Source organism: Leptolyngbya sp. DQ-M1 (assembly GCF_039962505.1).
GTDB lineage: Bacteria > Cyanobacteriota > Cyanobacteriia > Leptolyngbyales > Leptolyngbyaceae > Leptolyngbya.
In genome coordinates, this window is the sequence record NZ_JAMPLJ010000003.1 from 1 (window position 1) to 26176 (window position 26176).

Below are 26176 nucleotides of genomic sequence, written 5' to 3' on the forward strand. Positions count from 1 at the left end.
GATTCTGCCATTTTTGACCGTGTGTTTTGGCTCGCAACTGGGACAGGAAAGCATGACAGCGAGAAAAACCTAAACATCGCTTATCATTCTATCCTTACTTGTTTAGGACTACCTCCCATCGATAAATCTTCCCAGATTCAGGATTGCCAAGGTTCAATTCGCGGGTACTCGGACTAATGAGAGGGACATCATCGGCAGCAATGAACAGCGTCATGGATTGGAATTGCAGTGAAGTCTACAACTTTAGGAGAGTCAGAATGATTTTTGCGCTTTAGTCTTACACTAAAGCGCAAATAATTGTCAAGTATTGCGATCGCGTGTCATTTAGATAAATAAAGCACAGAACCCGTCTATTGGAACTGCCGATTAAGTAACGGTAGGTTGAACTATTTTTGTTGAACTATTTTTGCTAGAGAATCAACTGATAAAATTGTCGTTCAACCTCCGAAAGAGCCTACCAATTAAATTGATAGCGCACACTGATCGATCGACCTCTTCCTGGAAGATATTGCACGTCACTGGTTTGTAGTTGGGAAACAACCGGAAAATAGTCTGCATTGAATAGATTCTCGATCGCGACTTGCAACGTTCCGCTCCCAACTTTCACACTGGTCAGAAAATCAACGGTCAAATAATCATTCACCGCTTGCCGACCAAAGGCAGAACTATTGTTAAAGCGATCGCGGCTTCCAGAATAGAGTAGCTGCAGCCGATTTCGCCAACCTGGAAGTGTTTCATTCTCAACATAAGCAGTGAGTTTCAATGGCGGGATGCGGAAGCCATCGAGAAAATCTTCATAGTCCCCATTATTGTTTGCATCAATGCGCCCTTCCACTAGGCTGGCAGTAAATCCTAAATTCCAGGCTTTGCTAGGCTGTACATCTAATGTTGCCTCTACACCATAGATTTGTTCGGGCGCACGAATAATATCAACAAAGCTAGCAGCAAAGGTTGTTCCCAGATCAGAGGTATTGTAGAACCCTGAAATCGAAGCCTGCACATTTCGCCACTCACCGCGCAAACCGATTTCATAGTTATTCACTTTTTGCGGTTCGGGTCGAACTTGCTCAAACTGAAAATTGTTCGGTGCGGCTCTCAACACTCGTCCAATATCTGCTAGTGAAAAGCCTTGAGAAAAACTAGCAAAGGCGCTGAGTTGCGGTGTGAGCTTGTAAACGGCTCCAGCATTAAACAGCGTTGCATCATAGTTAACTTTTCCGCCTGTAACACTGTTGTTTGCGATCGTGACAAAATCATCCACACTCACAGCAGCCCGCTCATGCCGCACACCGCCCCGCAGAATTAAGCGATCGCTCAACTTCGCTTCGAGTTGTCCAAACACGCCGAGATTGTTGATGGTTAAGGGTGGAGTCCAGATTCGATCGCCCAATTTGCGAAACGCCTGCCCACGACTGGCATCAAACGCAGCCGGATCGAAAAATGACACAGGCTGTTCAGAATTTTCATTGGTAAAGTCTAAACCCCAAAGCAAGTTGACTGCACCATTTTTTGTTAATGGCGTTTCCACGTCGAAGCGAGTTCCAAACTTTTGAGAGTCTACTCGTGACTGAAAGATCAAACGCCCTAGACTAGCAGTATTTCGGGCATCAAAGGGGAAAAATCGCGCCAGCACATCCCGATAATAAACTTGTCCTCGCACTCGACTCCCAAAGACATTGCGATTGGTGTATTCAAGATTGAATAGTGAATTTGCAGTGCCGGGTAAATCATCGAGTTCTAACCCTTCTAATACTCGCGCCCGCTGCCGACCAGGGAGGCGATTTACAATTGGATCGCTAGTGAATCCTGGGTCTTGTCTATTATCAAATCGATTCGCAGAAAAAACAAGCTGCTGATTTGCATCAGGTTTGTAAACGAACTTGCCGAATAGATTAATCGCTTCTGCATTTGACAATCCGCCCTGTCCCGTGGGATCGAGAGCAATACGATCGCCCCGTGCATCAAAAAAGCTCCCAATGTTTGCTAATGAAACACTAAAAACATAGCCTAGCTTATCTTGTGTGCCCGAAAAGGTTTGCTGAAGCGTTTGACCCCAAGCGCCTTCGGAACCTGTCAGCGAGGTATTTACGCCAATTTCAGTTGTTGCGGTGAGGGGATTTTCAGCAGGAGTGCGCGTGATAATGTTCACAACTCCTCCGGTTGCGCCATCTCCATAAATTGCAGTTGGGCCGCGTAGAACTTCGACTCGTTCGATCGCTCCTGGGTCGATCGTTCTCAAATCGCGAAAGACATTGGGAGTCGTCGATTGCGGAACTCCATCAATTAAAACCGTTACATTTCGCCCGCGCAGGGTTTGACCAAAGATATTGTTCCGTTCATTTGGAGCAGCCAAACCAGGAACTAATTTACTCAAGGCATCCGATAGATCGCGAGAGATCGCAAATTGTTGCTGTAGCTGTTCTTGATTAAGGATCGTGACTGATTGCGGCACATCCCGACTTGATTCTCGAGTTCGAGTGGCAGTCACAACAACCTCTTCTTCAGCTATCTCGGTTGTGACCGCTAAGGTAAGCCCTGCCTGATTCGTTGTGACCTCTGCAAAGGGAACTTCGTTTGTTCCAATAATTCTGACTTGAACACGATCGGGTGCGATCGCTTGTACAATCACTGATTGAATTCCGCTGGCCGGATTGTTTGCTTGAAACGATTCCCCTTGAGGAAGCGCAAGTGTCGCTGCAAATTCAGCCGTGAGTGTTGTTTTTTCCTCTGTGAGCGTCGGTTGGGGTAGTGTTTGATTGTTCGCAGTCTCTAGAATGACATTCACGCCATCAGAAGTAGGACTAAGACGAATGTTAGTAATTTGAGCAAGTTGCGGAGCTTGAGTCAGTAACTCTGCCGCTTTGGGAAACTGTTGAACCTCTTGCAAATGGCGGACTGCTGGAGTTTCTGCTGCGGCAACAGCTTGCCCTATCACTCCCACGATCGCTGCACTGACATAAATCCAGAACCGACACATCATCTCACACCATCCACCTAAATCGAAGCTTCTTGAGAATTATTACTATCTGAAGGCTACACCAATGCCGTCCAAAAGTCTTACGCGATCAGGAGCCGACTTAATCGAAACGGAGATGCGATTATTGCTGCCGATATGCGCGTGGACTGACACCGAACTGCCGATAAAACGCATTGCTAAACGCAGGTAAACTCCCGTACCCAACGGCATAAGCAATCTCTGTAATGCTTGTATCCGTCTCGATTAACAATCGCTGCGCCTGTTTCATTTGATAAGTTCGTAGATAGCCAAATACAGTTGTACCGAAGACCTGGCGAAATCCTTGTTTGAGTTTGCAGTCATTCAAGCCAACCTGACGCGCAAGTTCAAGCAGCGAGGGAGGACGTTGATCGACTTGCGGTCTATCAAGAGAGCGTCTGAGAATTTCTTGAGCGTGATAAAGCTTTTCTAGATCTTGCGGCTTCCACTGCGGTAATTTTGCTGGAGGCTGTTCGTCCTGTGCCCAGCGCCAAAACTGGAGTGTCAGCAGTTCCAAAGATTTGCTTTCTAAATAAAGCTGTCGCATCGCGCCTCGATACGGACAAGCCAAAATTTGTTGCAGAATTGGCTGATGTTGCGCTGATTGGATACCTAGAGTTTGATGAAACGGTTCAACTGAGCGCCCATCGATTAACTGGCGAATTCGATCGGGAATCTGTTGCCATCCTGAGTACGTGCGTAAGAACTCTACATCAATACTAAGTGTCATTCGTTGCAGGGATTGTTTTTCAGCATAGTATTCAATTGAGCGGATTTCTGGTAGGTAGCAAATGCAGCTTTCTCCAGACACTTCTGAACGATCTTCTTCGTGTCGTAATCCTGGATTGATGATGCGAAAATTGCCGGACAGATAAAAGGTCAGCGTCAGTTGGGGGATTTGGTACAAATAGTCTAGATGAATTGGGCGATCGTAAATTACATCATCGACCCAAAGCTGAAACCCGTCTCGCAGGGTTGTAATTTGTCGTTGTCCTTGCCCTAACTTAGAGGGAAGGTTACGCCAGCCTCGATTGCCTTGCCACGTCCAAATCTCATTTTGAGACAAGGCTGCTTGCCAGATTTGGTCAAATTCAGTTTGAGCGATCGGCTTTGACATAAAATCTGGTGCAAAATACGTCGTAGAATTAATGAAAAATCCTATCATTAAGCTAATGTTTTTATCTAGCGCTGTTGGTTGGAGAAGCTGCTTTGTCTGAGATCAAGACTAACCATCTCAAAATCAGTTATGGGGATGCGATCGTGGTGCCTGATTTGTCGATCGCACTGCATCGGGGAGGCGTGACTGCCTTAATTGGGGCAAATGGCTCTGGAAAGAGTACGATTCTACGAACGATTTCCCGCTTGCTCTCTCCCACTCAAGGCGTTGTTTGTTTAGATGGGCGGGATATCGCTAAGCTCAAAACAAAAGATTTGGCGCGTCGATTAGCCTTTCTGCCACAATCCCAGGAAGCGCCCAGCAGAATTACAGTTCGCGAATTGATTGCTTATGGACGCTATCCCTATCAAGGACTATTCAAACCGCTTTCATCGCAGGATCAAACCGCGATCGACTGGGCACTGACAATCACAGGATTAGAGTCACTCGCATATCGATCGGTTGATACCCTTTCAGGCGGAGAGCGGCAGCGGGCTTGGATTGCAATGGCACTCGCGCAACAAACTCAAGTGCTACTCCTCGATGAGCCAACAACTTATCTAGATATTCGCCATCAGCAGGAGATTTTATTGTTGGTGCGGCGGCTAAATCGCGAACAGGGGCTTACAGTTGGGTGGGTTCTGCATGATCTTAATCAAGCGGCAATGTTTAGCGACTGGTTAATTTTGTTGCGTCAGGGGCAGGTGTATGCTCAAGGACGCTCTGAACAAGTGATGAAGACTGAAATTTTGCGCGAGACATTTGGAACGGAGTTAGTAATTGTGCCGCATCCCCAAACCGGGAAGCCAATGTGCTTGCACAGTGTTGCAGAAGAATTTTAGGGATAAGAACAATGAACTATCGTTACAATCGGCGGAATTTTTTACTAGCTGCTAGTGCCGTTGCGATCGCAACGGGATGTCAACCTCGATCGACTCAATCTAATCGACAAGGCTTTGTTGCGCTGGAATGGGTTTATGCAGAAAATCTATTGGCGCTTGGAATTGCACCGAAAGGACTTGCTGACATCAGAGGCTATCAACAGTATGTTAATATTTCAACCGCGTTAAATCCAAATACAACGGATGTTGGAACGCGACAAGAACCGAGTTTAGAAGCGATCGCAAGTCTCAATCCTCAGATGATCTTTGGGACTCAACTCCGCCATGAAACTATCTATCAAGACCTATCCAAGATTGCTTCTACAAAGCTCTATAATCCTTATCCCGAACCAGGACAGCTTGATCAATTTCAAGAAATGGAGCAGACTTTCTTATCCATTGCTGAGTTAACCAATCAACGCAGCCAGGGCGAGCAAGTTTTAGCACAATTGCGCGATCGACTATCACAAGCATCTAAGGGTTTATCTAGGGTTTCCGATCGCCCAATCTTACTAGGACAGTTTCTAGGAAATACGCCGCAATTGCGTTTGTTCACAGATAACTCAATGGCAATGAGAATTTTCAATCAAATGAGCCTGAAAAATGCTTGGCAGGGTAAGCCCGATCGATATGGCTTTAACACTGTTTGGTTAGAAGCATTGCCTGCTGTGCAAAAAGCACATTTTCTCTATGTTGCGCCTGAGAATGATGCAGAATTCAAGAAGCTTCAAAACAATCCGATCTGGCAAGGACTTGAATTTGTTCGAGAGAATCGACTGACTTCACTCGGAAGTGATACTTGGCTGTTTGGAGGCCCACTCTCGGCGCAAGTCATCGTTGAAAGAGTCATTGCAGCTCTAACAAAGAAGCCATGAAATCAGTGATTACAGGAATTGTCCTATTACTCATAGTGCTATGGGTTCACCTAACTCAAGGACAATCAAATGCAAGCTTTGGAACTGTGATTGGGGCAGTTTTTTCACCGGATAACAGTGAAGCACAGAACTTAATTCGCTATCTATTATTGCCCCGATCGTTGATTGGTGTTCTAGCTGGAATTGCATTAGGCATTGCAGGAACATTGCTGCAAACGATCACGCGCAATCCGCTTGCATCGCCAACGACATTAGGAGTTAATTCCGGTGCTTATTTTGCGGTTGTGGCAGGCGCAATTTTTGTTCCTCAGCAATTTGCGATCGCGCCTGGACTTTTTGCATTTGCTGGAGGACTCCTTGCAGCGGGACTGGTATATGCGATCGCAACCAGTGTTCGAGTTACCCCAACTCGGTTAGTTTTAGCGGGAGTCGCTGTCTCCTTAATGTTGTCAGCCTTTACAGCAACCTTACAGCTTGTGTATGAGAATGAAACGGCTGGATTGTTTCTGTGGGGCGCAGGTTCTTTAGTTCAAACCGACTGGAGCGGGGTTAGAAGTGCATTGCCGCAAATCTTAGCGGGTTCAGCGATCGCGATTCTGTTCATTCGATTGTGGGATGTATTGCTGCTTGAGGATCAAACAGCGCGATCGCTGGGTGTAAAAGTACAATCAGCGCGATTTTTTGGGGTTGTAGTTGCGGTATTCCTGGCTGCGATCGTCGTAAGTGTTGTGGGTGCAGTAGGCTTTGTGGGATTAGTCGCACCTCATCTTGTGCGATTGATGGGTGTTCGACAGCATCTATTTTTGCTACCTGGAGCAGCAGTTTGGGGAGCGGTTCTCTTGATCAGTGCAGATGTCGTTGCACAGCAAGTTGCAACGAATGTGAGCGAACTTGCGGCTGGGAGTGTAACAGCTTTGATTGGTGCGCCGTTTTTAATCTGGCTGGCACGTCGAACTTCACCCTCAGAGGGCGGCGCGATGAATGACTCGGTTGGAAGTTTGCAAAGCCGCAGTTTACCAGGATCATCGCTGTATCTTCCTTATTGGGGACTGATGACGATCGCGATCGGTTTATTACTACTCGCTCTCTTCTCAGGCGTTGCATTCGGTCAAATTCGCTTCAGCTTATTGGACGTACTCCAAGCACTAGAAGGCAATGCGTTTTCTCAGCAAGTATTATTTGATCTGCGATTGTCCCGTGTTTTAGTTGCAATGTTAGCAGGTGCATCACTATCTGTCAGTGGACTGCTTTTACAAGGTGTGATTCGCAATCCACTAGCGGGGCCTGAAATTATCGGCATCACATCAGGAGCCGGATTGTTCGCACTCTTCGTTTTAATTCTGATACCCAATGCACCTGTATCGTTGCTTCCGATCGCAGCAATGCTCGGAGCCTTTACGACTTTTGCGATCGTCTGTGTGATCGCTTGGCGAGATGGATTTGACCCCGGACGCTTAGCCTTAGTTGGCATCGCAATTTCTGCTTTTTGTGCTGCTGGCATCAATCTATTAGTCGTCAGTGCGAGACTACAAGTAGCTCAAGCATTGGTCTGGCTTTCGGGTAGTACCTATGCTCGTTCTTGGGATGAATTAGGTCAGCTAGTTGTATTTCCAGTCGTTTTGTTACCGATCGCCTGGCTAACAGCGCGTTGGCTCGATCTGATAGCGCTGGGCGACGATTTACCAAAATTGCTGGGAGTCCGACTACAACAAGCTCGGTTAGTTCTGATGTCGATCGCGGTAATGCTGGCAGCAGCATCCGTTGCAACGGTCGGGACTCTGGGATTTGTCGGCTTACTTGCACCTCATGCAACTCGTCTGCTTGTGGGTAATTATCACCGTCAACTCATCCCTTTATCTGCTTTACTGGGTGCAATTTTGGTCGTGATTGCAGATACAATTGGACGCACCATTCTAGCACCAAGGGAAATTCCATCTGGACTGATCACCGCAATGATCGGAACGCCTTATTTTCTCTGGTTACTCTGGCAGAATCGCGACGAATAGCTTTCTAATCGGTGATTTAGAAAAAATAAATGTGACAAATAATAGCTAAACTTGAGGACAGGACTAGAGAAAAGACTGGACAGTCGCTAATAAAACGCCAGTTCGACAGACCGTATTCGCTTCGATTGGAGATTTGGGTTGCCCCCTAAATCCCCCACCAGTGGGGGACTTTGAAGGTTAAGAAACCGCTTCAATTTGGGGAATTGCTGTTTTCTAAGTCCCCCAGAATGGGGGATTTAGGGGGCAAGAAGCCGATTAAAACGAAACCAGAAATTTCGTCGAACTCACGTTAATAAATCCTGAAAGTAAAAGAGCTTTGTAATCAACTCGTTCGCTCCAGTCTGTAAGACTGCTTTCCTTTCAAGTTTGTGGTGATGGTCTAGACGTGCGGAACGATCGCTAAATCGGCAACCCAAACTCGTAGCGATTAATGAACAGACCAATGACCACATCATGCAACCATTCTGACTACCGGCAGAAATCGGTTTGCAGAATAAAGCACAGGCGCGACCTGATTCTAATATCAAGCCGCGCCTGTTAAAAGTTGGGTTAAATTGTCGAAAGTAGCTTACCCGCCAATGCCCAAACGACCTGCAAGGCTCGGAGTCAGCGGCAACAGAATCGTCACCATCAAAAACAACACCAAAAGCCCGATCGCAGCTCGCGCATCATCCGGCTCACTCAATTCATTCAGGCTCGGACGTTCGGGATTGCGTTGCAGCACCACAATCACGATCGCCCAATACAGCGCCAACGGATTCACTAGCGAAGCCAAACCGAGAATGACGATCGTCGCTACCGTAGCCCAGCTTGCAGTCTTACGTCCGTAAATCGCCTGTACAACTCGCCCGCCGTCAAGCTGTCCCGCAGGCATCACATTGATCGCCGTCACCACCAAACCAATCCAACCAAGAACCACCAGCGGATTGACTTCGACGATCGATTGCTGAATTCCAGCACCCATAATCACCCGCGCTAGAGTCCCCACCAAAATCGAGCCTTCAAAAAACTGGCTTGGAACTTTGAACCCGCTGCCTTCATGCGACAGCAGCAATCCTGCAATTAGCATCCCAAACGCCACTAATCCGCCTGCGATCGGCCCTGCTACCGCAATATCAAACAGTGCCGTCCGGTTCGGCAATAGCGAAGCAAATCGCGTGATTGCGCCAAACGAGCCGATCTGCCAAGTCGGAATGAAAAACGGCAAATTTAACCGAACCTGATATCGCTTTGCCGCAATCCAATGACCCAACTCATGCGCCAGCAAAACGCCCAAAATGCCTAAACTAAACGGCAACACTTCTAGATACCGCTCCGGAGAACTATAGAAATCAAATCCGAGTAAGATTCCTCCAGTTTCCAAACTCGCCGCGATCGTCGCCACAAATAGCACGATCGCCAACAGAGTTTGTGTAACTGTGAGCGGTTTTGGATCATTTTTGCTCGGCAGCGCGATGACGACGGGCTTCTCATCCTCGTTGGCAATGAGAAAGAGCCGATAGCGATCGCCCAACTGTCCTGTTAACTTTTCAGTCAGCTTTGCCAGCGTCGCTTCTGGCTCACCCCACAGATTGCCGCGAAAAATTACGCCATCTTGATACGGAATAGTTTCCGTCAAGAAAAACGTATCGATGCCAAAAATGCTTTTAATCGTTTGCAGATCGGCTTCGGGAATCGAAACTGCCTCAACCGGGGGAATGACTGAACTCGGTGGAGTTGGCGTGGCTTCGGTTGCCCCCTCAACATTGGATAAAGCAGACTCGGTCACGCTTGCGTTTGCCGAGGGCGGCGCCACTTTTGCCGCCGCCCGTTTTGCTAATAACTCTTGTCCTTCGGTACGAAGCTGTCGTCCAATCCAGATATAAATTCCCGTTGACACGACAAACAGCAGGAGCATTCCCGCCAGATTGAGATAAATTCCGGCAGCAAATAAGCCAAAGAACAAAATCCACGGAGCCATCAGCACGACCGACTGTAACCAAGCCAGAATACCGATTTTTCCGTAGGGACGAGCGCGGTTAAACCCCCACGCCAAAATCCCCAAGGCGACAACAATTGTGAGCGCAGTAAACATTTCAACCCCCAAACGATCGTGCTAAACCTTTGCACAAACCCAAACGTCCTACAAGATCTACTCTATTAGATCTCGCGGCATCGAGGATTCTCGGATTTTCTCTAGCCCAAACAAGAACCCCTACCTCACTCAATCAGAACTGATCTGAATTAAAGAAAACAATCATAAAAAATCGTATCGGATCGCGTAATAATCTGCTTTCAAATGGAAAAATGCGATAAAACCTAAAAATAGTCTTGTATTTTCTCGGTCTTTCACCAACCTCAAGATATAGCCGCCTACAGTCTTCTATAGCGTGAACTTCTGGCGCGGTCGAAGCCAAACTGACTGGGCTTGAGATTGAGATTCCCATTGAGATTTCCTCGGAAACAGGCTTTTTATAAACTCACCCTTACCCTTTAATTTCTAATGCAACTTGTACCCCGTCCACAACGTCGGGCAGCTTCCCTTATTGATCAAACTGCCTACGAACCCCATTTTCCCGATCGATCAGCGACCTTGCGAGAAGCTACGGTCGATCGTGTTGCGATTTTCATTGATGGCTCGAACTTGTTTTACGCCGCGATGCAACTTGGCTTGGAGATTGATTACTCCAAACTTTTAGGATATTTGGTAGGCGGGCGGCGACTCTTACGAGCGTATTTCTATACAGGTGTTGATCCACATAACGAGAAACAACAAGGCTTCCTGCTTTGGATGCGTCGTCACGGCTATCGAGTGGTCACAAAAGAATTGATACACAACGCGGATGGGACGAGACACGCAAATTTAGATGTAGAGATTGCAGTCGATATGCTAGAACTAGCACGATACTGCAACACAATGATCCTGCTTAGCGGAGATGGTGATCTGACTTATGCCGTGAATACGGTTGCCTATCGAGGAGTGCAGGTTGAAGTCGTCAGTTTGCAGACCATGACAAGCGATAGTTTGGTGAATGTCGTCGATCGCTACACAGATTTGGCAAAAATCAAGAGCCTGATTCAACGCGATGAGCTTGAGAGCCGCGCCCACTCTATTCCCTAAGAGAGACTTGATACAGAAAAGGGTGTTACATTGCAACACCCCCGATTACTGACCCATATTGTTCCTTTACACTGTATGAGAAGCCGAAGCACCCTGCATTAGTCCAAAGGGAGATTACCTCAGTCAAGTTCTTAAATATTGTTAAGAGGAGTTTCTACAGAATAGGAGCTCCTTTCTATATGTTCAGAAGGTGTTGCGTAAGTAGAAATGAAGCGATCGTTTCAACTGTCTAAAACAATCCTGTTTTTCATTGCTGTTTCAATCATTGCAGCGATCGTTATGATAATCTCGCCTCAGTTACAGCAACCCCAAAAAATCGTTCAACCCATCAATATCGTTCAACCCATCAATCAGCTTTATATCTTCGGAGATAGTCTTTCTGATGTTGGCAATGTGTTTCGTGCCACAGGCGGACAGGTGCCAGCCGCGCCTTATTTCCAGGGGCGACACTCAAACGGTCGGGTCTGGGTAGAGGAGCTAGCAGCGAAGTTGAACTTACCGAACGATCGTGTAGAGAATTTTGCTTGGGGAGGTGCAACAACAGGCATCAACGGTCTCAATCGTGTTCCGGGTGTTCTGGCGCAAGTTGAAACCTTTGTGCAATCCCAGCCGGAGATCGATCCACAAGCGCTCTTTGTGATTTGGGCAGGTTCAAACGATTACCTTTTCAGCACCGAAACGCCAATAACTTCGATCAAAAACCTCGATCGATCGCTGCAATCTCTCTTACAAGCCGGTGCAAAACGGCTTTTAGTGGCAAACTTACCGGATCTAGGGAAACTTCCTGCAACTCGCACAACTGAGACTTCGGCCAAATTAACCGACTTCGCCATCACGTACAATCAAGACCTAAAAACGACGCTTGATCGCTTACAAAAGCCTGACCTAACGATCGCAGAACTCGATGTGTTTAACCTCTACCAAACCGCCATCACAGACCCGCAGCAGTTCGGATTTACGAATGTTACATCGGCTTGCCTCGGCTCTTCTGCAAACTGCGATCGCTTTTTATTCTGGGATGGCATTCATCCCACAACTGCCGCTCATAAGGTACTAGGGAAGCTAGCGTTTGAACAGGTACAGGACGCGATCGGACTACGCTAAGTCAAAATCCGATCGCGCCAAAATTTTTAGCTTGAATGATGCTGATCGAGCCACTGAATCATCGCTGCGTTCACCACTGCCGGACGTTCGTCGTGTGGGCAATGTCCAGTATCGGGAATCGAGACGAACTTGATCGGATGCGTTTCTACCAGCGATTGATAAACTTTAGAACCTGCGATCGGTGTCCAAGGATCAGCTTCTCCCCAAATTACTAAAAGCGGCACTTGAATCTTGGGAAGCAGGTCTGTCGGTTTTGGCCCCGGCGGAGCCATCAGCACCGAAGCAAAAACTTGCTGTGCGCCCGGATGACAAGAAGGCTCATGCAGTAAATCCACCAGTTCGTCGGTAATCGCTTCGCGATCGCGATAGACCTGTCTCAAACTGTTCCGAATCCGGTGTTTTTGCCGCACCTGATTAAACATCCACTGCCCAAACCACTTAGAGCCAACCAGCTTCGAGAATGTACCCATCACCAATCGCAAGGGAGGATTCAGTTCCTCTGGACGGTGATTCAATCCACCTGCCGGATTAAGTAAAATTCCACCTGCTGCAATTTCTGGATGATGCGCCAATACCATCAAGCACAGCAAGCCCCCGATCGAGTTACCGACAAAGACCGCAGGCTGCTGAATATTCGCTGCCCAAAAATCCCGCAGCAATTCGACCCAAAGATCGACTGTGTAATCTAAAGCAGGTTTTGCCGAACCTCCAAAACCAAGCAGATCGATCGCAAAGACCTGATAACCTGCTTGTGCCAGAACGGGAATATTTTTGCGCCAGTGACCGATCGAGGCCCCAAATCCATGCACTAGAACTAGAGGCTGACCTGCGCCCATCACCGTATACTGAATCGAGTGCCCTTGCCAATCCCAAGTCAGCTTTTCCAGCGTTGGGAGTGCTCTTGCTTCAATCGTCGCCATTTTTTGTAAAGACTTCTTAATTTACTCCCATCATAGTACGAGTTGCTGATGAAGTTTTAGAGCGCCACTGTTCGGAAGCTACGACTTTTTCTTCGGTTCGGGTTCTGCCGCTTGCAGGGCGCGATCGAGAACGGTACGCGCTTCTTCGGCTTGCGATCGCGCTTCTCGGTATCTCAGATTCGTTTGTGCATAACTTTTCAGCACTTTGAAGCCTTCCTTGAGTCCGTTAATTTCTTCTTCCGTCACAGGCTCATCATTAAATAGAATATCGATTTGCTTGCGGACTTGTAGGGCTTCCGATCGAGATTCCTGCGCCTTCAGTTTCAGTGTCGCGAGGCTGCTGAGAGTTTGCACAGCCTGGTTAATCGCTTCTTCATCACTTGCAGGCTGGCTTCCCGGATCTTTGACTTCAATGAAGTTTTGCGGACCAAAACCATCAGCTAAATCGGTTGGCAATTTGCCTTCATCCATCAACTCCATCAGTTGATCCATTGCCTTCTCACGGGCTTTAGGCGAGTCTTTGCCAGAAACCGTGAGAATAATTTCGGGGCTTTGAGCGAGGGTATATTGAACCATTGAGTGTGGCTGTGAACTGACAATAAGAATATTCATACTAATCTTATCTCTGATGACCCAAATTTGACTGACTCAGTTTTGGGCAACTATTCCTTGAGGCGCTGGTTTACGTATTGTGCTTGCCTAGTGAATCGCGCTTGGTTGGCAATTTTCTAATTTTTTTGTTGGCTAATGTTGACAAACTCGATTTAGTCTGCGATATTAATAAAGTACCAAATGCGGGTATAGCTCAGTGGTAGAGCGTCACCTTGCCAAGGTGAATGTCGCGCGTTCGAATCGCGTTACCCGCTTTCTAGCAGAAGTCCCTCACAGCATTGATTCTACGGGGGAAACACCTCAGCCTGAGTTGCCGCAATCATTTCATCCGGCGAGACACTCTGCCGACCTTCTCCGCGCAATCCTGCTTCACCTAATCCTCGCAGCGATCGCTGATGGATACGATCACCCAAACTCCGAGCATAGTCCGCCGCTGCTTCTCCTGCCCAACGTCCTGAGGAGATTGGCCAAGCTGCATTATGGCTACCACCTCCGGTAAACCCGCCACAAATCAGTTCTCGTGTCGCTGCATCTCCAGACGCATAGAGACCCAAAACTGAAGTGGCGCAAGTTGAATCAGCAATCCTCAATCCTCCAGTTCCTCGCACTGTTCCTTCTAATCGCAGCGTCACTGGGAATAGTTGAGTAAATGGATCAATCCCCACACGCTTGAAAGGCAAGAAGAAATTCGGCTGTGCTCTTCGATCCAAGCTTTGACCTCTTCGGTGATGCCTTCTTGATCCAATCGAGCGTAAACAGGTTGTGTCAGCAATGTTTTCGCAATGATGCCTCGACCTCGATGTGATCCCGCTCCTTCGATCGGGGTTCCATCTTCGTAGTAAAAGTTCGCCCACGAGTAGAATCGCCCCTTTGTCACCGAGGGGAAAGCAGGTGCAAGCCCATAAGCATTGGAGAACTCCAGTCCAGAAAGTTCTGCGCCAGCTTCCGCAGCCATCAAATAGCCATCACCAGTCAGCACATTACATCCTAATGCTTTGCTTAAAAAGGCACACCCGCCCGTTGCAATCACAACAGCTCCAGCTTTGATGATCCATTGTTCTCCCATTTGGCGTTGAATTCCTGTTGCTCCTGCACCTCTGCCTTCTGCATCAATCAGCAATTCCAGAGCAGGACAATGATCTAAAATTCTTACACCTGCTCGCCGGATTTGCTTTCGCATCAGACGCATATATTCGGGACCTTGAATTGACTGACGTTGGGAGTCTCCATTCTCGTCGATCGGAAAAGGATACCCCCCTCCTCATCCACTGACGATTAGCAAGGAATCCTCCCAATGCTTCTCGGCTTGCCATCGCTTGTTCCCGCAAGTCTGGATCGGCTTGTACGTACCACACACCATTTCCCACAGGTGCAGAAGATCCACTTGTGCCGCAATAGCCTTTATCAACTAAAATCACTTTCGCACCTTGAGATGCTGCGCCCCATGCAACCCAGGTTCCCGATAGTCCACCTCCAATGACAAGCACATCTGTTTCTAGTGTCAGCGCACTATCTTTAGTTTTTCCACTTCTAACTTGTCTAGCTGTCATAGGCACCTCTCCTTATCAATTGATGATGTTTATGGCGTTGATACTTGCCGATCTGTGATGTCAAACTCTGATTTCAGCAATTTCTGCTCGGCTAAGAATTGCTTTGCTGAGTTCAACAGCTTCAAACCTTCTAGTGTAAAAGGTTGTCGGGATATGGGGAAATCTCGTAGGATTCTTGGATCACAGGTAGTGGATAGCGATCGTTACTCACTTTCGCTAAAAACTGATAGAACGCTTCTAGATTCGCTTTGACTTCTTGCAAAGCGCATTGCCGGCTCTGACTCTATTTCTGAGGTAGGCAAGGATGGCGCTAATGAAATGCTTAGGTAAATTAAGACTTGTCGATACCGATCTACTATCAATTCATCAATTAACTGTAGATGAAAATTATTACAAAGTCTTTTCCTAGAACTCAAGGTTTTTGATCAAAATATATGTAAAGCAAATGACTAGGAACTCTAACCATTTTAGAAAAGTAGCAGATGAGCAAGAGCAATCTCACCCGCTACTGAAATGTGATGAGAATCAGTCTCCAGCATTAACTCGCATAAACCAGCACCCGAGACGTAGATGCAGTGCTTTGAATTGCGGAAATAAACTCCTGTAAAGACTGGTCTAGACGTTCCTCAAGTTCTTCCTCAAGTTGAAGCGTACCATCGGCTTGTCGCTGAATTTGCTTATCCACAGCATAAACTGTGCTGATAAAGTGACGTGCTCCGAGTTCGGACAAGACGGGCTTGAGCGCATATTCGATCGACAACAAGTGAGCGATCGTGCCACCAGTCGCAATGGGCAGAACAATCTTACCGACCAGAGCTTTTTGAGGTAACAGATCCAAAAATGCTTTGAGAACACCAGTATACGAAGCTTTGTAAATCGGAGTTGCGATAATAATGCCTGCTGCTTTCTCAAGTAACGCTTTTGGCCCTTCCAAGGCTGGACTGTCGTACTGTCCATGCGCCAGAACTTCCGCAGGCAGATCCCGAACCGAGAGAATCCTTGTTTCAATAGCCGCCGATTCTAGCTGTTTAGATGCCTCTTCTAAGAGGCTATAAGTTCTTGAAGGGTGAGAAGGGCTGCCTGCGATCGCTAAAACATAAGACATAAGTTGAACTCCTAATCAACTAATTACTTTTATTTCTGAATCTGCGGTAAACCTACCGAATTACTGCACATTAACTGTTAGTATGTCATAGATTACAGTTCCAGAAAAGTACTCCTGTTACAAAACAATCTCGTGGCAACTTAACTCAACGATAGAATGAGTGTACTGATTCAACTCTATACCAATAGTCCAGTCCGAATCAGGCGGTAATAATGCTGTAGTTGCAAAGGGTTGAGTAGTTGGGATGCTCAAACACACTCACTTTATCAATCGCTTCCCACGGTAAACTTAAATCATCTCTATCTACATTGCATCAATTCAACTTATCGATTTAGCAATCAAGAACTTTTGGCTTTATGAGAAAAAAGTTCAAATCTAACTGTGGTTAGTGTTGAAGCCACTCCCCGAATGCTCTGATCAAAGACGAGTGAAGCTTGAGAATTTATGAGTGCAGACCTTCAGGAAAAACCGAAAAAGCTGAATCCCAATCGAATTCGGGATCATCTTGCCAACGAGCGAACCTACCTTGCTTGGATGCGAAGCGGTATTGCTCTAATGGGATTCGGTGTCTTGATCGTGCGTCTGCGAATTCTGCGCCCCCCAATGGCTCCTCAACCTCCCGGAGCAGGCTGGAAACTTGGACTCGCCTTTGCGATCGCTGGAATTCTATCCGTTTTTCTTTCTACACAGCACTACTTTGCGGTTCGCAACGACATTGAAGAAGACACCTATGAACCCCCGGATCGCTGGGTCATTCTTTCAAGCTTGACGATCGTGCTATTGGGATTGGGAGTTATCTATTACGTCTTCACAGTGCCGCTAGAGCTTCTGAATGCTGTTGTAATCGAATAAAACTCTGAGGATTTATTTTTATCCCTATTGCGATTCAGATTTGTGTTAGCTGCGATCGTTGAAAATCGTATTGTCCTGCACAGTTTTCCCGGTCGTTCCAAAATTCGAGCAGCAAGAAAAGGCTGTAAAGATCATTGTGCCTAAAATAGTCTGTGTTTTGTAACAAAGGTACTTTATCCAGTTGCAATCAATCTGTCATGCTGCTAATCTGGCTTAAATAATTCGGTAACCCGATCGATTTACCGTAGTAAATTTGGAGAGAAAAAGTGTTCACAGCATTGAAAAGAACCTCGATCGATGAAAATAGAGGTAAACAAGCTAAGCGAGAGCAATTTCGTCTGACACGATCGTTTGCCGTGTTATGCACGCTTGGCTTTGGGATCAATGTTGTCCTAAGCGCTTGTTCTGCCAGCAGTTCGTCTAATGCAATTGCGCCAACTTCCGCAACCAATACGTCTACCACGCAGAATGTTGAAGGCAAAGTCATTCGGGTGGGGTATCAAAAATTCGGTACGCTCAACATTTTGAAGGCGAAAGGCAACCTTGAACAACGATTAAAAGGACAAGGTGTTTTAGTGCAATGGACACAATTCCCAGCCGGGCCTCAGCTACTTGAGGCGCTCAATGCAGGCAGTATTGATTTTGGACATACCGGGGAAGCTCCGCCAGTCTTTGCTCAAGCCGCAGGCGCACCTCTTGTTTATATTGCGAATCAAACCCCAAACCCAAAGGGAGAGGCGATTTTGGTGCGAAAAGATTCTTCGATTCAGTCCGTGAAAGATCTCAAGGGGAAGAAAGTTGCATTCAATAAAGGCTCCAATGTTCACTTTTTTCTGGTGCAAGCGTTGAAAGAGGCAGGTGTAAAGTACGAAGAGATTCAGCCTGTATTTTTGCCGCCTGCGGATGCAAGAGCAGCCTTTGAACAAGGAACGGTCGATGCTTGGGTCATTTGGGACCCGTTTTTTACTGCGGCAAAGCGGGCAACTGAAGCGCGAGTGATCCGAGATGGAGAGGGCTTAGTTGCAAATCGGGAATTTTATTTAGCTGCAAAACCATTCACAGAGAAATATCCAGAGCAAGTAAAAGCGATCGTGGAAGAAATCGAGAAAGCAGATGCTTGGGCGAGGGCGAATGTGAAAGAAGCTGCCGCACAACTATCGCCACAGCTTGGAATTGAAGCACCTGTATTAGAGGAAGTGTTAGAGCGTCGTCCTTCGGGCGTTCAAGCTATTAAGCCCGATGTTGTGAGCTATCAGCAGCAAGTTGCAGATACCTTTCTTCAGTTGGGATTACTGCCCAAGTCTGTGAAAGTTCAAGAAGTCGCGAAAGTTCAGCAATAGGGTGTCATGCAGAAAACATTTCGTAAGTTTAGAGCCAAGCAGCTTGTTCCGTGGGCAGTACCGATCGTGCTGATTGTTCTGTGGCAGGGATTAGCGCAGGCTGGAATTTTATCCACTCGTGTTCTCCCGGCTCCCACTGCGGTGGTTCAGGCTGGAATTCAGTTAGCCAGTACGGGTGAATTGTTCCGAAATCTGTGGGTGAGTACCACTCGCGCATTTACAGGTTTAGTGATCGGCGGATCGATCGGCTTTGGATTAGGCTTGCTAACAGGTTCCCTTCCTGTGGCTGAGAGACTACTTGATACTACAGTGCAAATGTTGCGAAACATTCCGCACTTAGCCATGATTCCTCTTGTGATTCTATGGTTCGGCATTGGCGAGGAAGCAAAGCTCTTTCTAGTTTCAATTGGCGTATTTTTTCCCATCTATCTCAATACCTTTCATGGAGTTCGGACAGTCGATCGCGGATTAATTGAAATGGGAAAAGTATACGGCTTAAGTTCTACAGAGTTGTTTTGGCAGGTCATTTTACCTGGAGCATTTCCCTCGATTCTTGTCGGCTTGAGATATGCACTCGGTTTTATGTGGCTCACTCTAATTGTTGCTGAAACCATTGCTTCTGATTCTGGCATCGGATACATGGCGATGAATGCTAGAGAATTCATGAGAACAGATGTCGTGGTATTCAGCATTTTGATGTATTCGTTGCTTGGAAAAGTTGCAGATACAATCGCGAAATTCTTAGAAACAAAGCTGCTACAGTGGCACCCTAGTTATCAAATTGCTTAAAGCAGGGAAATCAATGACATCACCTAGTTTAGGAGCAGCCTTACAACTCCGGCAGTTAAGCCAAACCTACGGTCAGCAGCGCGTTTTGCGTGACTTAAATGTAGAGGTTGCAGCAGGTCAGTTCGTTGCGATCGTCGGTCGGAGTGGATGCGGCAAAAGCACGTTATTACGCTTAATCGCAGGATTAGAGCGATCGACAAGCGGCAAAATTCTGATCAACGGAGAACCCTTACGATCCCTCAATTCCAATGCCCGTGTCATGTTTCAAGATGCGCGATTGTTGCCGTGGAAGCGAGTGCTGCAAAATGTGGGATTAGGGGTTCGGCATCGCTGGAAAGATAAAGCAATTTGGGCATTGCAGCAAGTTGGATTAGAAGAGCGATCGCAGGACTTTCCACTAGTTCTTTCTGGAGGACAAAAGCAGCGTGTTGCTTTAGCAAGAGCGTTAGTGAGCAATCCGCGTCTACTGCTTCTCGATGAACCGCTCAGTGCTTTAGATGCTCTGACTCGGCGTGAGATGCAGCACTTGATCGAACAGCTTTGGCAGGAACAGCAATTTACTGCTTTACTGGTGACACACGATGTCGATGAAGCAGTCGCACTTGCCGATCGCGTGATTTTGCTCGAAGCAGGTGAGATTGCGATCGACCTTCCGATTTCTCTGCCACGCCCTCGCGATCGCAGTAGTCCAGCCTTTATCCATCTCGTTGAGCAGGTTCTAGCACGAGTCATGCAATCAGAGAAGGCTTCTAAGCCTCGGAATTCGGCTGATTTATCAATTTTTGAAGTTCCAGTACGCAGATAGACAATCGGGAGAAGCATTGATGCAAGTTCTTTGGTTTATTCCAACTCACGGAGATGGTCGTTACCTTGGAACCTCGATCGGGGGACGAGCGACGGACTATGATTATTTGAAACAAATTGCTCAAGCAGTCGATCATTTAGGCTTTTTCGGAGCATTGCTGCCAACAGGTCGTTCTTGCGAAGATGCCTGGATTGTTGCTTCTACACTGATGCCGTTGACGCAACAAATGCGGTTTCTGGTTGCAGTACGTCCGGGATTAGTTTCTCCTGGAGTTGCTGCTCGGATGGCGGCAACCTTCGATCGACTATCGAATGGACGCTTGTTGATCAATGTGGTAACAGGTGGTGATCCAGTTGAATTAGCGGGTGATGGACTGCATTTGAGCCACGACGATCGCTATCGCTTAACCGATGAATTTTTAGCGATTTGGCGCGAAATTGCTCAAGGAAACGAAGTCACTCAGAAAGGTGACCATCTCAACGTTCAGGGTGGAAAACTGCTGTTTCCGACCGTTCAGAAACCTTATCCTCCGCTTTGGTTTGGGGGTTCTTCACCGATTGCTAAAGAGATTGCTGCAAAGCACGTCGATACCTATTTAACTTGGGGTGAACCACCAGAACAGGTTGCTGAAAAGATTCAATCGGTGCGGCGATTGGCGGAACAACAAGGACGATCGCTAAAATTCGGCATTCGCCTGCACGTTATTGTGCGCGAGACAGAAGGTGAAGCTTGGGATGCTGCGAATCAATTGATCCGGTATGTTGATGAAGACGCGATCGCGACTGCACAGAAAGCTTATGCCCGAATGGATTCTGAAGGACAGCAACGCATGACTCAGTTGCACAATGGTAGCCGTGAAGCGTTGGAAATTAGTCCGAATCTGTGGGCGGGTGTCGGTTTGGTACGAGGAGGAGCGGGAACGGCGTTAGTCGGAGATGCAGATACGATCGCGGCGCGAATGCTGGAGTATTCCAACATCGGAGTTGATACCTTCATTCTGTCAGGCTATCCACACTTGGAAGAAGCCTATCGCGTCGCAGAATTGCTATTTCCTAAGTTGCCTTTAAGTCACTTCACTCAAACCGAGCAGCAAGTGATGTTCAGCCCGTTTGGAGAGATTGTTGCGAATGAGAAATTTCCAAAGCAACAATCAATCACTACCGTAGACTGATTTCACCATTTCACTTAATTTAGATGCGGTGGGGCTATGATATTTCACAATCTGATCGAACGAGAAATTTCGGCAGGTGAACCTTGGGGGACGAAGGAATCAGAGAGTTATGAACGTAAAGTTCGTGATGTTTGGGAGATTGAAACCCTACGAGAAGCAATGCGGAATACGAGCGAGATAATTTTTCATAATTTGCACTGGAGCCATCGATCGCCCTCTAAGTTCCGATATTCCCGTCATTTCGATCGCTAACAACGTTCTCATTTTTCTACACATCAGTGCTGAAGAGGTCAAATTTCCGAACTGTATGAGGCTTATAAGCCAGACATCAAGATTGAAACCGCATAAACGGCTTGTAGCTGGCTCTACCGCACTCACTCCAAAATATGATGCGCCTCATGCCTTCCAATTATCGTTCTTCGTGAGGCAGAGACGCTTGGAAGCGGCTCCAATCTTGGTTTGGGTAAACAATTCAAACAATATAGATTCTGGTTTGTAACCTATTGGAGCTACTGAATTGTAGTTCCTCTAAAGCCGATCGCACCTTCTACATCGGCTCCACGCAGATCTGCGCCTTCGATTCTTGCATTTGTCAAGTTAGTCTTTTCCAGATCTGCTCCCTGTAGATTTGCCCCTTGTAGGTTGGCTCCTTGCAGATTAGCTTTCTCCAGATCCGCATCAAATAGATTGGCTCTTTCAAGGTTTGCACCTGCAATGTTCGTTTTACCCAAATCCGCTCCTTGCAGGTTTGCCCCAGCCAGGTTTGTCCCCTGTAAGTTCGCTCGTTCCAATCCCGCCTTCTGCAAATTTGCTCCTTCCAAGTTCGCAGCCTGTAGATTCGCATCTTTCAAACCTGCTCCAACTAGGTTACAGCCCACACATTCCTTTGTTTCCAGTAAACGTCTAACATTGTCTGCAACCGTTGATAGAGGGACGGTGGTTTGAGCGGCAATTGATGAATCTGGTGAGATCGTAGTTTGAGTAGGAGACTGCGTTGATACTGCCAACGCGCTTGGCTGATCAAGCAGAAAGACTCCTGATACAAAGACTAGAAAAGCTGCTACGAGCCATTGAGATAACTTTTTAGATGTAAGTTTCATGGATTTTTCCCAAATTAGTATCTGTTCAAACAAGCCATAATCTCAAGGTACTGTTCTTATTCCATAAGAGCAAATATTATTGTTTGTCAAAACGACAAGTAAAAGTTATTAGTAAACAATAACTGGAGAATAATTCTCGTCATAGTTCTGGTTTACACTATGAACTTGTTCAATACAGTAAAGTATTGCTGACGACGCTCGCGATTGTAGTGGGAGAATCCGAAAACAACACCTTTAAACTCCTATCAATATCATTTCGCGCCTGACATCAACCTGAATCTATAACTACGGTAACTTGGTAGATTTTTGATTATTATACAGAAGGAATGTTCTACAGTTGCCTCGAATGATTCAGAAAGCACAACTTGTTTCATTGAATGCTGTTTCTTATTTAGCTCCCAATTGGATGCAGCATTATCAGGCGATCGCACGTTCGATTAGTCAAACGCTTCACTGTGAGATCCAACTTCTCGCGAGCGACCACGATCCGCTCGATGACCTACGAGATCGTCAGATTGATCTTGCCTTTATTTGTGGATTGCCATTTATTCGGAACGATCGCATTGCACCGGGACAATTGAGAGCGATCGCGGCTCCGGTGATGCAAGCCGATCGATATCAGAATTGTCCAGTTTATTTCTCAGATGTTATTGTTCGTGCCGATAGCCCGTTCTATCGCTTCTCAGATTTGGCAAATTCTACGGTTTGCTACAACGATCCTGGCTCGAATAGCGGTTATTATCTACTTCGGTATCGCTTACTGCAAGAGCGCTCAACTCACTTTTTCAGACAAGCCGTTCAATCGGGTTCGCATCAGACCTCAATTCGCTGGGTGATTGAGAGAAAAGCCGATTGTGCTGCGATCGACAGCACCGTTTTAGAACAAGAACTGCGCGTATTTCCCAAACTTGCAGATCAGATCCGTATTGTTGAATCGAGTGATCCTTGTCCGATGCCGCCAATTGTTGTTTCTCAACAGTTAGGTGAAGATTTGATCGATCGAATTCAAACTGCATTACTGCAACCCGATGCAGAATTAAAGGCGGCAATGGCTCGAATGAATGTGAGCCGATATGCCGCCGTGACAACCCAGTATTATGATGCGATCGCAAAAATCTATGACACTGTGATCAATTCTCGATTTAGCCAGCTTTAAAGGCTTGCCACTGAGATTCATGCTGCAAGACTGCGTGTTGATAGATTTGCTCGAACAATTTCCGTTGAGTTCGACTTCCACCGACTGCTTGTAGCTTTGGTAAGTTTGGCTGCAATTGCGCGATCGCGATTGTCCAATTGCCTTGAGCATGGGCAATCAGCCCTTTTGCAACAGGAAGAACGACCTGAAGCCAAATGGACTGTGATTCAGGTGTAACTCGTTGTGCATGACTTGTCCAACTGTGCAGCAAATCATTCACCCAATCCGTGTATCCTGCACGCGCTAGTGCATAAACATAATGCAAATCTTGAAACGGTAATCTGTGTTCGTGCAAGCGTGCATGAAGATAAGGAGCGATCGCGTTCCAGCGTTGCCCAACTTCTACACCTTGCAACTCTAATCTGATTAAGGTTGCGATCGCTCCAACTTGATCTTTTGATGAGAACGAATTCGCTCTTCCCCAAATGTGTTGATCGTAGAGCGCTAACACCTTTTCAACATTGCCTAACGCTAAGTAGTACAGTGCAACGTGCCACCAATTATGGGTGTATAGCATTGAGTTGCATTGCTCCCAAGTATCCGAATGCTTCTCCATCCAAGCAATGCCTGCTGCGGGTCGGTTCTGCTCTTCTAACACATGGGCGATCGCGTGCTGTGCCCACGGATCAGCACGATTCAATGCGATCGCCTGTAATCCGACTTTCATCGCCTGATCAACCTCACCACACTGCTCTAATCCAAACGCAGTCATTCCATATAAATAGTGGAGATGCGGGCTGTCTAAATTCATAGGCAGCACTTTTTCAGCAATGCGCAGCAATCGTCTCGCATCTCCCCGATAAAAGTAGTGATATTGTCCCTGCTGAACCGAGATCAAATCTTGGGGATAGTGAAGCGCGATCGCTTCATGCAGATTAATGGCTTCAGATATGTCCCCCCGCGCCCAAGCCGCGATCGCGCTGATATACCATTGCTCTCGTTCAGTTGCGATGGGTGCATACTGTTGTGCAATTTTGAGATGAGCCATAGCAGTGCGATGCGCGATCGCAGTTTCTTGAGAAAGGTAATACGCGGCTGCGTACGCTTGCGCGATCGCACAGGTCGGATCGAGGGATAGCGCTTGTAAAATTGCGGATTCAGCTTGATTGCCGTAGTACAGAGATTGGTCGATGAAGCGGTCGAGAGCAGCGATCGCGCCCTCCGCATCTGTCCGAACAGTTAGCCCTTGTGTGTCAATCACCATAAACAATTCTAGAAATTACGTTAAGTCGATAGAATTACCGTATTTAATTTCACCAAGTATGTCACACTGCAATTCGACTGAGCAAGTAAAGTGGATTACAAAATTGCTTAAATCTAATTATCTGTGTGATGCAGAAAAGCTTTCCTCAGGTTCTCCAATACAAGAATCATTGAGTGGCGTGACTAAAACGATCAAGCCGAATACTGGATCGCTCTAATGTTCACGCCATTCAATGGCATTCTGGCGACTATGGGCTAGAAGAGTTCCTGGGGTGTTTCAGCAATTACAACAATCAGTGTTGTAGCTCATCGTGTGTTTTGTGTAGAGTACGATGTAATCGATTTTGCTGTACGACAGTTTAACCAATGCTCCAAATCAATCAGGAGTTCTTCATAGTTAATGTCATTGTGAGGCGCATGACGGCTTCCTGGATATTCCCGTCGCTCTTTGTCGAGGACTGATAACTGTTCAAAGAATGCACGACTTCCTTCAGGATGAGCAACCTGGTCATCTCCGCCATGCAGAATGAGGATCGGAACTTGCAAGTGTGCAGCCTGAGCTTCAACTCGTGCGATCGTCGCAAATAACTCCGTTCCCAAACGGGCACTGCCACAAGAGTGAACCAAGGGATCTTGAGCACAAGCATTGAGAACCGTGCGATCGCGGGAAATCGCTTCGAGATCAATGCCAACCTTGAGTGTGAAGCGCGGTAAAATTCGCGATAAGATGCGCCCCAGGAGAATCTTTTTCGCTGAAATGCCGTTCAATCCAAAGGCAGGAGCGATCGTAATTACACCTTGAACAGCAGCCGGAAAGTGTAAGGCATACTCCAGGGCAATCATTCCCCCTATACTATGTCCAAGCACAAAGCAAGGAAGATTCGTTGTCGATTGAATTTGTCTTAAGAACAGATCTAGATCAGCGCGAAATTCAGACCAGGAATTGATGTGACCACGCTGACCTGATGAGTGCCCATGCCCCCGTAAGTCTAGTGCATAGATTGCATATCCAGCAGGAACTAAGTATTGAACAATATTGTTGAATCTACCACTGTGGCTGCCTAAGCCGTGAAGTAGGACTAAGACTGCACGAGTGTCACGCACTGGATGCCAACTTTGATAGTAAAGTCTGAGTCCTCCAACGCCTTTGAAGAACCCCTGAGAATGTTGCATTGTAATAATTTCTGATTGTTTCTGAAAAGGATTCCTCATTCAATCACAGCAATTTCAAAAATCTTTGTTACTTTGATCACTTCAATTCGGTTCATCAGAACTATCTTATGTTGCTGGAATGCTGCTATCTCTCCGTTTAAGTTTAATCTTGACTTAATCGATAGACATATCGTAAATTATTTCATCACTCGCAATCAACGTATTAATCGCAAAGTGAACCCTGTAACAATCGCGATCGCCCAAT

General features: G+C 46.8%; 22 protein-coding genes, 1 tRNA gene and 1 pseudogene. 13 read left to right on the forward strand and 11 right to left on the reverse strand.

The window, feature by feature from the left end; all coding sequences use genetic code 11:
* Positions 1 to 454 precede the first annotated feature (454 nt).
* Both NC981_RS09730 and NC981_RS09735 read right to left on the reverse strand, forming a co-directional pair.
* On the reverse strand, positions 455 to 2980 hold the full coding sequence (locus NC981_RS09730; RefSeq protein ID WP_348242657.1) for a TonB-dependent receptor: 2526 nt from the start codon (positions 2978 to 2980) through the stop codon (positions 455 to 457).
* A 118-nt stretch (positions 2981 to 3098) separates the two neighbouring features.
* Entirely contained in the window at positions 3099 to 4112 is a 1014-nt protein-coding gene (locus tag NC981_RS09735; RefSeq protein WP_348242658.1) for an AraC family transcriptional regulator, read from the reverse strand.
* Between the two features lie 92 nt (positions 4113 to 4204).
* Between NC981_RS09735 and NC981_RS09740 the strand changes: the two genes are divergently transcribed.
* From NC981_RS09740 to NC981_RS09750, 3 genes are read left to right on the forward strand one after another with little or no spacing between them, the layout of a single operon-like run.
* Positions 4205 to 4993 (forward strand): ABC transporter ATP-binding protein, encoded by a 789-nt coding sequence (locus NC981_RS09740; protein ID WP_348242659.1) that lies wholly within the window; start codon positions 4205 to 4207, stop codon positions 4991 to 4993.
* 11 nt (positions 4994 to 5004) lie between these two features.
* Complete coding sequence (locus NC981_RS09745) at positions 5005 to 5907, forward strand: iron-siderophore ABC transporter substrate-binding protein (RefSeq protein ID WP_348242660.1); 903 nt, start codon at positions 5005 to 5007, stop codon at positions 5905 to 5907.
* Complete coding sequence (locus NC981_RS09750) at positions 5904 to 7913, forward strand: iron ABC transporter permease (RefSeq protein ID WP_348242661.1); 2010 nt, start codon at positions 5904 to 5906, stop codon at positions 7911 to 7913. The genes NC981_RS09745 and NC981_RS09750 overlap by 4 nt, the downstream gene beginning before the upstream one ends.
* Positions 7914 to 8481: 568 nt before the next feature.
* Here NC981_RS09750 and NC981_RS09755 read toward each other — a convergent pair.
* On the reverse strand, positions 8482 to 9987 hold the full coding sequence (locus tag NC981_RS09755) for a site-2 protease family protein (protein WP_348242662.1): 1506 nt from the start codon (positions 9985 to 9987) through the stop codon (positions 8482 to 8484).
* A 408-nt stretch (positions 9988 to 10395) separates the two neighbouring features.
* Here NC981_RS09755 and NC981_RS09760 point away from each other — a divergent pair, with 408 nt between their 5' ends.
* Positions 10396 to 11013 (forward strand): NYN domain-containing protein, encoded by a 618-nt coding sequence (locus NC981_RS09760; protein WP_348242663.1) that lies wholly within the window; start codon positions 10396 to 10398, stop codon positions 11011 to 11013.
* A 279-nt stretch (positions 11014 to 11292) separates the two neighbouring features.
* Positions 11293 to 12117 (forward strand): SGNH/GDSL hydrolase family protein, encoded by an 825-nt coding sequence (locus NC981_RS09765; protein WP_348242664.1) that lies wholly within the window; start codon positions 11293 to 11295, stop codon positions 12115 to 12117.
* A 26-nt stretch (positions 12118 to 12143) separates the two neighbouring features.
* On the opposite strand, the gene NC981_RS09770 is transcribed toward NC981_RS09765, so the two are convergent.
* Positions 12144 to 13037 carry an alpha/beta fold hydrolase gene (locus NC981_RS09770; RefSeq protein ID WP_348242665.1) on the reverse strand — a complete coding sequence of 298 codons (894 nt, stop codon included), beginning with the start codon at positions 13035 to 13037 and terminating at the stop codon, positions 12144 to 12146.
* 78 nt (positions 13038 to 13115) lie between these two features.
* Positions 13116 to 13613 (reverse strand): hypothetical protein, encoded by a 498-nt coding sequence (locus tag NC981_RS09775; protein WP_190375671.1) that lies wholly within the window; start codon positions 13611 to 13613, stop codon positions 13116 to 13118.
* A gap of 218 nt (positions 13614 to 13831) precedes the next feature.
* Here NC981_RS09775 and NC981_RS09780 point away from each other — a divergent pair.
* Positions 13832 to 13903 (forward strand) — tRNA-Gly (locus tag NC981_RS09780).
* Between the two features lie 30 nt (positions 13904 to 13933).
* On the opposite strand, the pseudogene NC981_RS09785 reads toward NC981_RS09780, so the two are convergent.
* The 3 genes and pseudogenes from NC981_RS09785 to ssuE all read right to left on the reverse strand — a co-directional run bounded on the left by NC981_RS09785 (position 13934) and on the right by ssuE (position 16304).
* A pseudogene (locus NC981_RS09785) lies at positions 13934 to 15199 on the reverse strand (FAD-binding protein).
* Positions 15200 to 15329: 130 nt separating this feature from the next.
* A complete protein-coding gene (locus NC981_RS09790) occupies positions 15330 to 15461 on the reverse strand; it encodes a hypothetical protein (RefSeq protein ID WP_348242666.1) in 132 nt (43 codons plus the stop codon).
* Between the two features lie 276 nt (positions 15462 to 15737).
* Positions 15738 to 16304: an NADPH-dependent FMN reductase gene (ssuE, locus tag NC981_RS09795; protein WP_348242667.1), complete on the reverse strand. Its 567-nt coding sequence runs from the start codon at positions 16302 to 16304 to the stop codon at positions 15738 to 15740.
* A 444-nt stretch (positions 16305 to 16748) separates the two neighbouring features.
* On the opposite strand from ssuE, the gene NC981_RS09800 reads away from it, so the two are divergent.
* The 6 genes from NC981_RS09800 to NC981_RS09825 all read left to right on the forward strand — a co-directional run bounded on the left by NC981_RS09800 (position 16749) and on the right by NC981_RS09825 (position 21513).
* Positions 16749 to 17156 (forward strand): DUF202 domain-containing protein, encoded by a 408-nt coding sequence (locus tag NC981_RS09800; protein ID WP_348242668.1) that lies wholly within the window; start codon positions 16749 to 16751, stop codon positions 17154 to 17156.
* A 428-nt stretch (positions 17157 to 17584) separates the two neighbouring features.
* Complete coding sequence (locus tag NC981_RS09805; RefSeq protein WP_348243218.1) at positions 17585 to 18496, forward strand: sulfonate ABC transporter substrate-binding protein; 912 nt, start codon at positions 17585 to 17587, stop codon at positions 18494 to 18496.
* A 6-nt stretch (positions 18497 to 18502) separates the two neighbouring features.
* Positions 18503 to 19285: an ABC transporter permease subunit gene (locus tag NC981_RS09810; protein ID WP_348242669.1), complete on the forward strand. Its 783-nt coding sequence runs from the start codon at positions 18503 to 18505 to the stop codon at positions 19283 to 19285.
* A 13-nt stretch (positions 19286 to 19298) separates the two neighbouring features.
* A complete protein-coding gene (locus NC981_RS09815; protein WP_348242670.1) occupies positions 19299 to 20090 on the forward strand; it encodes an ATP-binding cassette domain-containing protein in 792 nt (263 codons plus the stop codon).
* A 19-nt stretch (positions 20091 to 20109) separates the two neighbouring features.
* Positions 20110 to 21261 carry an FMNH2-dependent alkanesulfonate monooxygenase gene (gene ssuD / locus NC981_RS09820; protein WP_348242671.1) on the forward strand — a complete coding sequence of 384 codons (1152 nt, stop codon included), beginning with the start codon at positions 20110 to 20112 and terminating at the stop codon, positions 21259 to 21261.
* A 36-nt stretch (positions 21262 to 21297) separates the two neighbouring features.
* Complete coding sequence (locus NC981_RS09825) at positions 21298 to 21513, forward strand: hypothetical protein (RefSeq protein ID WP_348242672.1); 216 nt, start codon at positions 21298 to 21300, stop codon at positions 21511 to 21513.
* Positions 21514 to 21770: 257 nt separating this feature from the next.
* Here the strand turns inward: NC981_RS09825 and NC981_RS09830 are convergent, their stop codons facing one another.
* Positions 21771 to 22361: a pentapeptide repeat-containing protein gene (locus tag NC981_RS09830; RefSeq protein WP_348242673.1), complete on the reverse strand. Its 591-nt coding sequence runs from the start codon at positions 22359 to 22361 to the stop codon at positions 21771 to 21773.
* 346 nt (positions 22362 to 22707) lie between these two features.
* Between NC981_RS09830 and NC981_RS09835 the strand changes: the two genes are divergently transcribed.
* Positions 22708 to 23517: a PhnD/SsuA/transferrin family substrate-binding protein gene (locus NC981_RS09835; RefSeq protein ID WP_348242674.1), complete on the forward strand. Its 810-nt coding sequence runs from the start codon at positions 22708 to 22710 to the stop codon at positions 23515 to 23517.
* Here NC981_RS09835 and NC981_RS09840 read toward each other — a convergent pair.
* Positions 23504 to 24760, reverse strand: a complete 1257-nt coding sequence (locus NC981_RS09840) for a tetratricopeptide repeat protein (RefSeq protein ID WP_348242675.1) — start codon at positions 24758 to 24760, stop codon at positions 23504 to 23506. The two genes, NC981_RS09835 and NC981_RS09840, sit on opposite strands and share 14 nt — an antisense overlap.
* 305 nt (positions 24761 to 25065) lie before the next feature.
* Positions 25066 to 25932 (reverse strand): lysophospholipase, encoded by an 867-nt coding sequence (locus NC981_RS09845; RefSeq protein ID WP_348242676.1) that lies wholly within the window; start codon positions 25930 to 25932, stop codon positions 25066 to 25068.
* Positions 25933 to 26176 lie beyond the last annotated feature (244 nt).

Bases quoted from the DNA above. Each gene is read 5' to 3' on its own strand.
- NC981_RS09745 (WP_348242660.1), top strand. From the start codon at position 5,005: ATGAACTATCGTTACAATCGGCGGAATTTTTTACTAGCTGCTAGTGCC.
- ssuD (WP_348242671.1), top strand. From the start codon at position 20,110: ATGCAAGTTCTTTGGTTTATTCCAACTCACGGAGATGGTCGTTACCTT.
- NC981_RS09755 (WP_348242662.1), bottom strand. From the start codon at position 9,987: ATGTTTACTGCGCTCACAATTGTTGTCGCCTTGGGGATTTTGGCGTGG.
- NC981_RS09840 (WP_348242675.1), bottom strand. From the start codon at position 24,760: ATGGTGATTGACACACAAGGGCTAACTGTTCGGACAGATGCGGAGGGC.
- NC981_RS09800 (WP_348242668.1), top strand. From the start codon at position 16,749: ATGAGTGCAGACCTTCAGGAAAAACCGAAAAAGCTGAATCCCAATCGA.
- NC981_RS09775 (WP_190375671.1), bottom strand. From the start codon at position 13,613: ATGGTTCAATATACCCTCGCTCAAAGCCCCGAAATTATTCTCACGGTT.
- NC981_RS09815 (WP_348242670.1), top strand. From the start codon at position 19,299: ATGACATCACCTAGTTTAGGAGCAGCCTTACAACTCCGGCAGTTAAGC.
- NC981_RS09730 (WP_348242657.1), bottom strand. From the start codon at position 2,980: ATGATGTGTCGGTTCTGGATTTATGTCAGTGCAGCGATCGTGGGAGTG.
- NC981_RS09825 (WP_348242672.1), top strand. From the start codon at position 21,298: ATGATATTTCACAATCTGATCGAACGAGAAATTTCGGCAGGTGAACCT.
- ssuE (WP_348242667.1), bottom strand. From the start codon at position 16,304: ATGTCTTATGTTTTAGCGATCGCAGGCAGCCCTTCTCACCCTTCAAGA.
- NC981_RS09810 (WP_348242669.1), top strand. From the start codon at position 18,503: ATGCAGAAAACATTTCGTAAGTTTAGAGCCAAGCAGCTTGTTCCGTGG.
- NC981_RS09830 (WP_348242673.1), bottom strand. From the start codon at position 22,361: ATGAAACTTACATCTAAAAAGTTATCTCAATGGCTCGTAGCAGCTTTT.
- NC981_RS09845 (WP_348242676.1), bottom strand. From the start codon at position 25,932: ATGCAACATTCTCAGGGGTTCTTCAAAGGCGTTGGAGGACTCAGACTT.
- NC981_RS09750 (WP_348242661.1), top strand. From the start codon at position 5,904: ATGAAATCAGTGATTACAGGAATTGTCCTATTACTCATAGTGCTATGG.
- NC981_RS09760 (WP_348242663.1), top strand. From the start codon at position 10,396: ATGCAACTTGTACCCCGTCCACAACGTCGGGCAGCTTCCCTTATTGAT.
- NC981_RS09770 (WP_348242665.1), bottom strand. From the start codon at position 13,037: ATGGCGACGATTGAAGCAAGAGCACTCCCAACGCTGGAAAAGCTGACT.
- NC981_RS09765 (WP_348242664.1), top strand. From the start codon at position 11,293: ATGATAATCTCGCCTCAGTTACAGCAACCCCAAAAAATCGTTCAACCC.
- NC981_RS09735 (WP_348242658.1), bottom strand. From the start codon at position 4,112: ATGTCAAAGCCGATCGCTCAAACTGAATTTGACCAAATCTGGCAAGCA.
- NC981_RS09835 (WP_348242674.1), top strand. From the start codon at position 22,708: ATGATTCAGAAAGCACAACTTGTTTCATTGAATGCTGTTTCTTATTTA.